Here is a 12,357-nt window from a genome sequence, read left to right as displayed (position 1 = left end):
TCAAACCTGCTGAACAGCCTCCACACCCGGTACGAAGTGGCGGAGGAGGTTTTCGATGCCGTTCTTGAGCGTTGCGGTCGAGGAGGGGCAGCCGGAGCAGGCGCCCTGCATGTGAAGGAAGACGGTACCTTCCTTGAAACCCTTGAAGATGATGTCGCCGCCATCCATGGCAACCGCAGGACGGACGCGGGTCGCCAACAATTCCTTGATGACTTCGACCATTTCCTTGTCGTCGTCTTCAAAGAACTCATCGACTTCGCTGAAGTCGACCAGGGGCGCGCTGTCGTCTAGAACGACCGGCTTGCCGGAAAGGAAATGGTCCATGATGACGCCGAGAATCGCCGGCTTGATATGGGCCCAGTTGGTCTCGTCCTTGGTCACCGAAATGAAGTCGGAGCCGAGGAAAACGCCTTCGACGCCGGAGATGGCGAAAAGGCCCATAGCGAGGGGCGAGGTAGCGGCGGCTTCGGGGGTGCGGAAGTCACGCGGCTCGCCCGGCAGCACGTCGCGGCCTGGCAAAAATTTCAGCGTCGCCGGGTTCGGCGTGGCTTCTGTCTGGATGAACATGGGACTTTCCGCGTTAGAATGTTTCTAAAATAGACCTCTGCACTCAAGATGCAAGGGGCGCTTTGCATGGGAGCCGAGCAAAAACAGCGACCACAGTAGCCCTCATCCTGAGGGCTTCGGAAGAATCTCTAACAGATCGCGATGACGTCCTCGTCCGACATGTGCCCAGGCACGATGGTGAGGGGGATGGGAAGCACATTGGCGCGGGCGGCGAAGTGGGTGACCATGGGTCCCGGACCATCGGGCGACTTGGACGCGGCAAGGACGAGAATGGCGATGTCGTTGTCACGGGCGATCACCGCTTCGATTTCTTCAGGCCCATTGCCCTCACGCACTACGGTCTCGGTGCGGATGCCGCCGATGTCGCGCATGCGGGCGAGGCGGGCATCGAGATTGCGCTCGGCTTCTTCGACCGCTTCGGCACGCAGCACGTCTTCGACGCCCAATCCGATGAATTCAGGCGCAGGGATCACGGTCATCAGAACGACGGTGCCGCCGGTGCGCTTGGTGCGATAGGCGGCAAAGGTCAGGGCGCGATCGCATTCCTCGGTCTCGTCGATGAGGACCAGGAACTTTCGGCGGTATTCGGCTTCGGACACCATCGTCATCTCCTAGCGCACGAAGCCGACGATGTTTCGCACATCGGCCATGATCGGCTGGGCGATGGCGCGGGCGCGATCGGCACCGTCGCGCAGGATGCGGTCCATTTCGCCGCGATCGGCAACGAGCCGCTTCATTTCATCGGCAATGGGCGAAAGCGACGCGACGGCAAGATCGGCCAAAGCCGGCTTGAACTTGCCCCAGCCTTGCCCGCCAAATTCGGCTAGCACCTGGCCGACATTCTGGTTCGACAAAGCCGCATAGATGCCGACGAGATTTTCGGCTTCAGGACGATTTTCGAGGCCGGCGGCTTCGGAGGGCAGGGGCTCGGCATCGGAGGTGGCGCGCTTGATCTTTTTGGCGATGGCGTCGGCGTCGTCCATCATGAAGATCGTGGCAAGGTCCGAACTTTCCGACTTGCTCATCTTCTTCCCGCCGTCCTTTAGCGATTTGACGCGCATGGCGGGACCGGTGGCCAGCGTTTCGGTGATGGGGAAGAACTCGTCTTCGCCGCTCAGCGCCTTGATCTGTTTTTTGAAGTCGTGATTGAATTTCTTGGCGATGTCACGCGTCAGCTCGAGGTGTTGGCGCTGGTCTTCACCCACCGGCACGGCCGTAGCCTTGTAGAGGAGGATGTCGGCCGCCATCAGCGAGGGGTAAGCGAACAAGCCCAGCGACACCTGTTCGCTGTTTTCGCCGGCCTTGTCCTTGAACTGGGTCATGCGCGCCATCCAGCCCATGCGGGCGACGCAGTTGAAAATCCAGCTGAGCTCGGCGTGTTCGACGACCTGGCTCTGGTTGAAGATGATGGACTTGGTCGGATCGACGCCCGCAGCGATGTAAGCGGCAGCGATCTCGTAGGTCCAGCGCTTCAGATCTTCCGGGTCCTGCCAGACGGTGATCGCGTGCATGTCGACCACGCAATAGATGGTCTCATGCGTATCCTGCAGCGGCACAAAACGGCGGATGGCGCCAAGGTAATTGCCCAGGTGCAGATCGCCCGAAGGTTTGATGCCGGAAAATACGCGGGGTGTGAAAGTCATGAGAAACCCGAACTGTTAGTGTGGGACATCTATCTCTGATCACACGCGATGTCATCCCGGCCCTGAGCCGGGATCCATCCTGAGATCTCAAGATGGGCCCCGGCTCAAGGCCGGGGTGACACCCGGTGGGTGAGTAAATTGGGTGCTTACTTTGACCGCCGCAGTCTGCGGAACAGCATGCCCAGGCGCTGGGTGCCGGAGATGTGGGCGAGGGTGAAGTAGGTGACGAAGCCGAAGAGCATGATCACCGAAAGGACGCCGAGCTGCTGCCAGAGCGGTACGCCCGGGTCAAGGTAGTGGGCACCGCGATCGGCAAGGATCCAGAGCGCGGAGCCCATGATCAGGCTGATGAGGACAATGGCGAGTTGCGCCAGCCACTGATGCCGCGTGAGGCGGAAATGGCCGCGCAGGGCCAGGGTTACGGCCAGGAGGGCAACGTTGACCCAGGCCGAAGCGGCGGTCGCGATGGCGATGCCGACATGGATCAGGGTGGGGAAGAGCCAGATGGAAATGGCGATGTTGACCACGACGCTGACACCGGCAAAGAGCGTCGGCGTGATCGTGTCCTCGCGGGCAAAAAGCCCGGTTGCAGAACCCGGATCAGCACATAGGCGGGGAGGCCGGTGGAGAAGGCGACCAGCGCCTGCGCCGTCTGCACCGTGGCGATGGCGTCGAACTGGCCGCGTTCGAAGAGGACGCGGACGATGGGTTCGGCCAGTGCGATCAGGGCGACGGCGGCCGGCATGGTCAGCAGCATGGAAACGAAAAGGGACTGGTCCTGCGACGCGCGGGCCTCGGCTTCGCGGCCACCCTTGAGGTGACGGCTGAGTTCGGGGAGCAGGACGGTGCCGATGGCGATGCCAATAATGCCCAGCGGCAGCTGGTAAAGGCGATCGGCATAGGAGAGGACGGAGATCGCGTTATCGGCGCCGGAGGCGATGATTGTGCCAACGAAGATGTTGATCTGGGTAATGCCGCCGGCAAGAATTGCCGGAATGGCCAGAACCCAGAAGCGGCGCACTTCGGGATCGAAACGCGGCAGCTGAAAGCGTGGGCGGAAGCCGGCGCGATCGATCGCCGACCAGACCAGCCAGAGTTGGGCGACGCCGCCGGCCATGGTGGCGATGGCCACCCAGATCGTCGCATCGGCAGGGCTCATTATCCAAAAGGTCGCGAGCGGGATCATGACCGCGATGTTGACGAGGTTGAGCAGCACCGGCGCGAAGGCAGCGGCAAAAAAGCGCCCGAGCGTGTTGAGGATCGCCCCATAGGCCGCCATCAGCGACATGCAGGCGAGATAGGGGAACATGATCCGCGTCAAAAGCACGGTGAGGTCGAATTTTTGCTGATCGTCGACGAAGCCGGGGACGAAGGCCACCATGATCTGCGGCATGAAGATTTCGACGACAATGGTGACGACGATCAGCATGGCGACGAGCCAGCTCATGACGCGCGCCGCCAGCAGTTTTGCCCCGTCCTCGCCCTGCTGTTCGAGCGCACCGGAGAACATGGGCACGAAGGCAGTATTGAAGGCGCCTTCGGCAAAAAGGCGGCGGAAGAGGTTGGGAAAACGAAAGGCGGCAAAAAGGCGTCGGCGGCAGGGCCGGTGCCGAGCACGGCCGCCATCAGGGCGTCACGGGCAAAGCCGGCGACCCGGGAAACGAGAGTTAGGGAGCCGACGGAGAGAAAGTTGCGGAAGAGGCTCAAGAGGAAACTACCCCCACCCTAGCTGCGCTACGGCCAGGTGGCCGAGCTGCGCTACCCTCCCCACAAGGGGGAGCGAGGGGTTCAGCGCAAGCGGATAGATCTGGCGCCTCCCTCCCCTTGATGGGGAGGGAACGAGGGTGGGGTGGGGCCACACGCACAAGATGCTGGGTGCGTGCCCCAAATCACCCATTCGCCACCCGCTTCTCCTCTACCGGACGCTTTTCGAAGACGCTCATCAGCGCGTCGTGGATTTTACGCTGCCGCTGTTTCACGTGAATCTTCTGGCCGGTGAGGTCGGTGACGTAGAAGACGTCGACGGCCTTTTCGCCATAGGTGCCGATATGGGCGGAGCCGATGGTGAGGCTGAGGTCGGAGATTTCGCGCGTGAGGGCGTAAAGAAGACCGATCCGGTCGAGGCCCGAGACCTCGATGACGGTGAACTTTTCCGAGATGGCATTGGATACCGAGACCTCGGCCGGCAAAGCGAAGGGTTTTAGGCGGCGGTTGTGTCGGGATTCCTTGCCGAGGTCGATCAGCACGGTGCGTTTGCCTTGCAGCAATTGCTTGACCGTATCGATAATGCGGGTAGCGCGGACCTTTTCGTCTTCATCGGAGGTGAAAGAGCGGCGGAGGCGAAAAGTGTCGATGGCATAGCCGTCGCGGGTCGAAAAGATCTGCGCGCCGATGATGGACGCATCCTGCATGGTGCAGGCGCCGGCGATCAGAGACAGCAGCCGTGGATGGTCGGGGACGTAGAAGCTGACCTCGGTAATGCCCTCGAAGGCCTTGACGCGGATGGAGCCGGCAAAGGCCTGCGCCGTCGAGTCCGCCTGGCGGATCAGGCGCGCATGCTCGGTTTGCAGTTCCGGTTCGGCGCGCAACCAATAATGGTCGTAGTGGCGGGCGATATAGGTCTCGATGGCGTCCGGCGCCCAGGTGGTGAGCGTGGCGGCGAGCGCCCGGCGTGCCTGCTCCACGCGATCGGACTGGCTGACCTGCGAGTGGCCGCCGGAGAGCAATGGCTCGGTGGCGTAGTAGAGGGCACGCAACAGCGAGCCCTTCCAGCCGGTCCAGACGCCGGGACCGACGGCGCGAATATCGCAGGCGGTGAGGATCATCAGCAGCGCCAGGCGCTGCGGCGACTGCACCACATCGGCAAAAGCGATGGCGGTTTCGGGGTCCTGGATATCGCGAGCCTGGGCGATCTCGGACATCAGCAGGTGATATTCGATCAGCCAGGCGACAGTGTCGGTTTCGGCGGCGGAGAGGCCAAAGCGCGGACAGAGTTTTCGCGCGATGCGGGCGCCGGCAATGGAGTGATCCTCCGGGCGGCCCTTGGCGATGTCGTGGAGGAAGAGCGCCACATAAAGCAGCCGCGTATCGTTGAGCTGTGGCAGCAATTCATGGGTCAGCGGCAGTTCCTGGCGCATGCCGCCATTGGCGATATCGGCCATGACGCCCACCGAGCGGATCAGATGCTCGTCCACCGTATAGTGGTGGTACATGTTGAACTGCATCAGTGCGACGATCTTGCCGAAATCGGGGACGAACTTGCCGAGCACGCCGCTCTCGTTCATCTGCCGCAGGATGCGCTCGACCGAGAGAGGGCTCGTGAGGATGGCGAGGAAATGCTCGTTGGCCTTGGGATCGTTCTGCAAGTGATTGTCGATCAGGCGCAGCGAGTCCCGGATGACCTTGATGGCGTCGGGATGGAACAGCAGTTCCTCGCGTCCGGCGACCAGGAAGGCGCGGATGATGTTGACCGGATCGCGCTCGAAGACGTCCGGCGTTGCAAGATTGAGCCTTCCGGTATCGACGATGAAGGCGGTTTCGCCCTTGATCTTGCTCTTGCCTGAGCGGAACGGGGCCAGCACTCGGCCAACCAGATCCATGTCCTTGGCGTGGTGGAATTCGAGACTGGCGCAGATGATGCGGGTGAGGTCGCCGACATCCTTGGCGACCAGGAAATAGCGCTTCATGAAGCGCTCGACGCCCAGCATGCCGAGGCGCTGCGCATAGCCCATGCGCGAGGCGAGTTCGGGCTGAACGTCGAAGGTCAGTTTTTCGTCGGCGCGGCCGGTGATGTAGTGAAGGTGGCAGCGCACGGCCCAGAGAAAGTCTTCGGCGCGCGAAAAGAGCTTGTACTCGCCCGGATTGAGCACGCCCTTGCCGACCAGCTCCTGCGAAGTTTTGACCTGGTAGAAGTATTTGCCGATCCAGAACAGGGTGTTGAGGTCGCGCAAACCTCCTTTGCCGTCCTTGATATTGGGCTCGACCACATAGCGGGTATTGCCCATCTGCCGGTGCCGTTCATCGCGCTCAGCCATCTTGGCGGCGATGAATTCGGGTCCGGTCTTGGGCATGATCTCGGTTTCGAAGCGATGCACCAGCTGGTCGAAGAGCGTGCGGTCGCCGGTGAGGAAGCGAGCTTCAAGCGTTGCCGTACGCACCGTCATGTCAGCGCGAGCCATGCGGATGCATTCGTCGACCGAACGGACGGCATGGCCAACCTTCTGGCCAAGGTCCCACAGCATATAGAGGATATATTCGGTGACCTGCTCGCCCCAGGGCGTCTGCTTATAGGGCAGGATGAAGAGGAGATCGATGTCGGAGCCCGGCGCGAGGGTGCCGCGGCCATAGCCGCCGACGGCGGAGAGCGCGATGGCTTCGGCGCCGGAGGGGTTGGTCACCGGATAGACCCGCGTCGTCGCAAAGCGATGAATGGCGGTGATGATTTCGTCCTGCGCGGCGGAAAGGTTCTGCGCGCAGCGGGTGCCCTTGCCGGTTGCCAAGAGCTCGGCCTCGGCATTCTGACGCGCCGCGGTCAGCGTTTCGCGGAAATGAGCGAGGACGGCCTGGCGGGCAGAGGTGTCCCTGGCCGAACCCTCGCCCACAAGGGCATCGAGCTCGGCAATGATCTGATCTGCGGTCTTAAGCCCGAACTGCGGCTTTTTGGGCCGTGCCTCAGTTTCGGCGAGCGTCATCACGGATTTTCTTCAAGTGGTAAAGCGCCTCAATGGCCTCACGCGGGGTCATCTCATCCGGCCGGATTGTATCCAGCGCTTCGTGAACAACGTCCTTAGCCTTTTCGGCGGGGGCGGGCCGATGGGCAAAGAGCGGAAGATCGTCTAGCACGCTGGCCTTGTCCTTGGAAGACGCCGTGCCGACCGAGCGCTGCTCAAGCACATCAAGAACTTGTTTGGCGCGGGCGATGACCGGATCGGGGAGGCCGGCGAGCCGCGCCACCTGGATGCCATAGGAGCGATCCGCGGCGCCGGGGCCAACCTCGTGCAGGAAAACGACCTCGCCCTCCCATTCGCGCACTTTCATGGTGACGTTGGAAACCCGGCTCAGCGTCTTGGCGAGACTGGTCAGTTCATGGAAGTGGGTGGCGAAGAGCGCGCGGCAGCCAGTGGTCTCGTGCAAGGCCTCGACGGCGGCCCAGGCGATGGAGAGGCCGTCAAAGGTCGCGGTGCCGCGGCCGATTTCGTCAAGCACAACCAAGCTGCGACGAGTCGCACGGTTCAGAATGGCGGCGGTTTCGACCATTTCGACCATGAAGGTCGAGCGGCCATGGGCGATGTCGTCGGAAGCGCCGACGCGGGAAAAGAGGCGGTCGACGACGCCGATATGGGCCGAGTCGGCGGGGACGTAGCAGCCCATTTGCGCGAGGATGGCGATCAGGGCGTTCTGGCGGAGGAAGGTGGATTTACCGCCCATGTTTGGGCCGGTGACGAGCCAGAGCGAGCCGCCGCCTTCGGCGTCGCTGCCGGAAAGGTCGGCGTGGTTGGCGACAAAGCTTTGGCCTTCGGTCTTAACCATGAGCTCGACCACGGGGTGGCGGCCGCCTTCGATCGCGAAGGCAAGGCTGTCATCGACCTCGGGGCGGCAATAGGCGCGGGTGGCGGAGACTTCGGCGAGGGCCGCGGTGACGTCGAGTTCGGCGAGGGCATCGGCGAGGGCCTGCAACTCGAGCGTTTGCGCCAAGACCGCTTCGCGCAGGCGGGTGAAGATCGCGATTTCAATATCGAGCGCGGCGCCGTGGGCCTGGGCGATGCGGGTTTCGAGCTCGGCCAGTTCGGTGGTGGTGAAGCGCATGCAATTGGCAAGCGTCTGGCGGCGGATAAAGGTTTCGCGGAAGGGGGCTTCCAAGAGCCGGGCGCCATGGGCGGCGGGCACTTCGACGAAAAAACCGAGGACGCCGTTATGCTTGATCTTGAGCGATCGCAAATCGGTTTCGTCCATCAGCCGGGCCTGGAGGGCAGCGACCACGGCGCGGGTTTCCGAGCCCAGCGCGCGTTCTTCGTCAAGGCGCCCGTCATAGGCCGGGCGGACGAAGCCGCCATCGCGGGAAAGGAGCGGGAGGTCGTCGTCGAGCGCTGCGGCAAGCTCGGTGGCGAGGTCGCGCGGCGCCGCGGCGAGGGTCGCGGTGAGCTCTTGGAGGTTCTCCGGCAAGTCCGGCTGGCGCCCAAGTTGCTCAGCCAGATTGAGTGCAGCCGCGATCGCCCTCCCGGCACAGGCGAGATCGCGCGGTCCACCGCGTTCCAGCGCCAGCCGGGAAAGGGCACGTGCAAGGTCGGGGGCGGCCTTGAGGTCGGCGCGAAGCTGGGCACGCAGCAGCGTATCGTCGACGAGCCGCGCCACGGCATCGAGCCGGCGATTGATGGCCTTGCTGTCGCGCAGGGGCGCAGCGAGGCGGCTGGCAAGGAGGCGGGCGCCGGGCGCGGTGACCGTCAGGTCGATGGCGTGGCGCAGCGAGCCCTTGGATTGACCGCGCTGGGTCTGGAGGATTTCGAGCGAGGAGCGCGTTGCCGCATCGATCGCCATCGTCGTGCCGGTCGCCGCTGTAACCGGGGGCGCAACGGCGCGCGGCGGCCTTTTTGCGACTCGCCGACATAACCGACCAGCGCTCCGAGCGCAGCCCGGCTGGCGCGCGACAGCGAGGTCGGATCAAAGAGGTCCGCGGCAAAGGCCTGCCGCAGGAGAGGCATGGCAACTTCGCTATCCACCGTCTCGATGATCGTCGCGATGGGCAACCAGGCGGGCGGATAAAGATGCCGCTCGGTCAAAAGAGCGCGCGTCGCATCGGTCAACAACAGTTCGGCCGGGTCGATGCGGGCCATTTCGTCGGCAAGCTCGGCGGCAGTGAGATCTGCGACAAAGGTTTCGCCGGTAGAAATATCGGCCCAGGCGAGGGCGAAATCGGTCTCGCCGTGGCGCACCATGGAGAGCGCTGCAAGGTAATTGGACGATCGCGCGTCGAGATGATCGTCCTCGGTCAGCGTGCCGGGGGTGACCAGCCGGACGACGTCGCGTTTGACGACGGACTTGGAACCGCGCTTCTTGGCTTCGGCGGGGTCTTCCATCTGCTCGCAGATGGCGACGCGGTGGCCGAGTTTGATCAGCTTGTTAAGGTAGTCGTTGGCCGCGTGGATCGGCACGCCGCACATGCCGATCGGCTGACCCAGATGCGTGCCGCGCTTGGTGAGGACGATGCCGAGAGCAGCGCTCGCGACCTCAGCGTCTTCAAAGAAGAGCTCGTAGAAATCGCCCATGCGATAAAACAGCAGATAGCCGGGATTGACCGCCTTGATCTCGAAATACTGCGCCATCATCGGCGTCAGGCCCTGCGGCTGGGCGGTATCGATCGGCGTCTGGTCCATCAAGCAGAAAGGTCCCGGCGGAAAGCCGAGACCTTATGACCTTGCACCAAAAAAACAACCGCCCCGGCCAAGCTTTGCCCCGCTAGTTGCTGGCCGTGCGGATCACCGAGGCCGGTTCGACAACTTTGCGATAGAGGTGCCAGGTGGCGTGGCCGAAAATCGGCAGGACCACGGCGAGACCGACAAAGAGCGGCAGCGAGCCGAGGAAGAGGCCGGCACCGACGATCAGGCCCCAGGCGAGCATTGGCACGGGATTGTGCATCACCGCACGCAACGAGGTTTCGATGGCGACATAAGCGCCCACGTCGCGATCAAGCAGCAGCGGGAAGGCGATAACGGTGGTGCAGAGCACGACAAGGGCGAAGAGCGCGCCTAGCGCGGAGCCGGCGGCAAGCAGCGTCAGGCCACCGGGTTCGGATGTTACCTGGGTCAGAAGTCCGGTCAGCGTGCGGGGCGTCGAGGCGCCGAAGAGCGACTCGTAAAGCGCCTGGGCGCCGGTCAGCCAAAGGGTGAACAGCACCAAAAGCATGGCGCCGACAGCCAGGATTGAGCCGATGGCCGGGGAGCGGAAGACACTCAGTGCCTCGCTCCAACTCGTGTCCTCCCCATCTCGCGGCGGCGCGAAATTTCGTAAAGCGGGAGGGCGGCGATGGGTCCGAGGAGGGCGAAGCCACCCACCAGAGGATACAGCAGCGGCCAGGTGTGGAAACCTTCCATCCACACCGTCAGCACGATGCCGATGATCGGGTAGATCAGGATCAACAGAATGTAGTGGCTGGGCTTGGCCCAGAAATCGGCGGCGCCGCGGCGCAGAACGTCGCTGAGGTCGGCGGTGGAAATGGTGCGGATCGCCGGCATGTCGAGCTTATCGCCGACGCCGGCCATGATATGCATTCGGGCCATAAAGGTCTCTCCTCGGGTAAGGAGGCCGCAAGACCCGGCGTGGCGCCGATTGTGGCACGTGACGCAGAACCTGCGACCGCTACAAAGGAAAGCCTACGCCTCGCGCCGGAGGTTGTCGCCCCCGGCGCGAGAAATCGTGATCAGGCGGAGTAGCCGCGACCGGCGACCAGTTCTTCGACTTCATAGCGATCGCTTGGGTCGTGCTGCGGGCGATAGATGAAGTAGTCGAAATCGGCAGGGCTGGCAGTGCCGTTGAGGTCATGGGCGGCGACGCCGACGAAGGCGCCGGTAAAACTGCCATGGGCCTGGTGGCCGCCGCACTCGTCCGAAAGGATCGAGGCATCGAAGACCGGGCCGATCGGCTGCAGTGCCTGGCCTTCAAGAGCGTAGAAGAACTGGAGGGCGCGGCCGCGAATGGTGAGGGCCAGCTTGACCTTGCCCTCATTGGGGATCTGCACCGGAGCGGCGGGGAATTTGAGCTTGCCGTCGGGCCAGCTCATTTCCGACGACATCAGCAAGAGTTCGCGCTGGCCATCGGCATGGGCGGTCACCGCCAGGTAGAAAAAGTTGTAGCGGCTGTAATAGGCGGTGAGACCCGCCATGGTGCGCTCGTCGGTTGCCTTGAAGTCGACAACGGTTTCGGCATCGTAGGAAAAGTGCGTCTGGCGGCGGGCAACCAGCGCCTGTTCGAACCAGGAGCCGATGGATTCGCGGCCAAACAAACGAAGCTTGCCGCCCTCGGTCGAGAAGATGCGCTCCGGTTCAGGGGTACGCAGCCACTGGAAATCCTTGTGCAAGCCGTTTTCGAACGTGTAGCGCTGCTCGGCCCAACAGACCTGTTCATCCCGGGTACCCGGGACCTCGACATGAAGGGACGGCACGGGCCCGTTCTTGACGTAAAGCCAGTCGTCGTCACCCCAATAGGCTTCCTGGATCGAGGTTTCGCGGCCAAGCACGCAGCGGCGCTCCTGCGTGGTCGGGCGGCCGCCGAGATGGACGAGATAGGTCTTGCCATCGGGGGTTTCGACGATGTCGCCATGGCCGGCGCGCTGGATGGCGGCGAGCGGCGCGTCCTTGGAGGTCAAAATGTGCTTGTCGGGATGGGTCTCGTATTGCCCGTCGAGGGTGCGCGAGCGGGCAAAGGTGCAAGCATGGTCATAGGCCGTGCCGCCTTCCGCGGTGAGGAGGTAATACCAACCGTTACGCTTATAGATATGCGGGCCTTCGACGAGCTTGAGGTCGGTGCCCTTGTAGATATTGGTGATCGGGCCGACGAGCTTTCCAGCCTCGGGATCGAATTCCTGGATGACGATGCCCGAGAACAACAACGGACGAACGCGGTGGTCCCAGGTCATGTTAACGAACCATTTGCGGCCGTCGTCGTCATGGAACAGCGAGGGGTCGAAGCCCGAGGAATTGGTATAGATCGGGTCGGACCAGGGGCCTTCGATGTTTTCGGCCCAGACGATGTAGTTGTGCGCGTCCTTGAACGAGCCGTCCTTGCGCTTGACGTCGGTATAGACCAGCCAGAAGCGCTCGCCGTCATGGGTCAGGTCTGGCGCCCAGACGCCGCAGCTATCCGGATCGCCGCGCATGTCGAGCTGCGTCTTGCGGGTCAGGGGCCGGGTGACGAGGTCCCAGTTGGCGAGATCCTTGGAATGATGGATCTGGACGCCGGGAAACCATTCGAAGGTCGAGGTGGCGATGTAGTAATCGTCGCCGACGCGGAGGATGGAGGGATCCGGGTTGAAGCCGGGGAGGATGGGGTTGGTCAGCAATGGCATGACGATGCAGCTCCAGCGCCTCCCTCCCCCTTGAGGGGGGGAATGAGGGTGGGGGTCGTTTAGTGGATCACCGAGGGACCCCCACCCCCA

The 12,357-nt window shown here is 63.1% G+C and carries 5 protein-coding genes and 3 pseudogenes; all 8 read right to left on the bottom strand.

Going from position 1 to position 12,357, the window contains the following annotated elements:
• Positions 1-567 carry a NifU family protein gene (locus G5575_RS02925; RefSeq protein ID WP_164533014.1) on the bottom strand — a complete coding sequence of 189 codons (567 nt, stop codon included), beginning with the start codon at positions 565-567 and terminating at the stop codon, positions 1-3.
• 128 nt (positions 568-695) lie between these two features.
• Positions 696-1,169, bottom strand: a complete 474-nt coding sequence (locus G5575_RS02920; RefSeq protein WP_164533013.1) for a universal stress protein — start codon at positions 1,167-1,169, stop codon at positions 696-698.
• Between the two features lie 9 nt (positions 1,170-1,178).
• Complete coding sequence (trpS, locus tag G5575_RS02915; protein ID WP_164533012.1) at positions 1,179-2,210, bottom strand: tryptophan--tRNA ligase; 1,032 nt, start codon at positions 2,208-2,210, stop codon at positions 1,179-1,181.
• A gap of 146 nt (positions 2,211-2,356) precedes the next feature.
• Positions 2,357-3,735, bottom strand: a pseudogene (gene murJ / locus G5575_RS02910) (murein biosynthesis integral membrane protein MurJ); the annotation flags it as partial.
• 364 nt (positions 3,736-4,099) lie between these two features.
• Positions 4,100-6,901: a [protein-PII] uridylyltransferase gene (locus tag G5575_RS02905; RefSeq protein WP_164533011.1), complete on the bottom strand. Its 2,802-nt coding sequence runs from the start codon at positions 6,899-6,901 to the stop codon at positions 4,100-4,102.
• Positions 6,882-9,580 (bottom strand): annotated as a pseudogene (mutS, locus tag G5575_RS02900) (DNA mismatch repair protein MutS). The gene G5575_RS02905 and the pseudogene mutS overlap by 20 nt, the downstream one beginning before the upstream one ends.
• A gap of 82 nt (positions 9,581-9,662) precedes the next feature.
• Positions 9,663-10,483, bottom strand: a pseudogene (locus G5575_RS02895) (DUF2189 domain-containing protein).
• A 140-nt stretch (positions 10,484-10,623) separates the two neighbouring features.
• Complete coding sequence (locus tag G5575_RS02890) at positions 10,624-12,261, bottom strand: glycoside hydrolase family 43 protein (protein ID WP_164533722.1); 1,638 nt, start codon at positions 12,259-12,261, stop codon at positions 10,624-10,626.
• Positions 12,262-12,357 lie beyond the last annotated feature (96 nt).

The organism is Devosia aurantiaca, assembly GCF_011058215.1.
GTDB classification, from domain to species: domain Bacteria; phylum Pseudomonadota; class Alphaproteobacteria; order Rhizobiales; family Devosiaceae; genus Devosia; species Devosia aurantiaca.
This window is presented reverse-complemented; position numbering and strand designations above follow the sequence as displayed.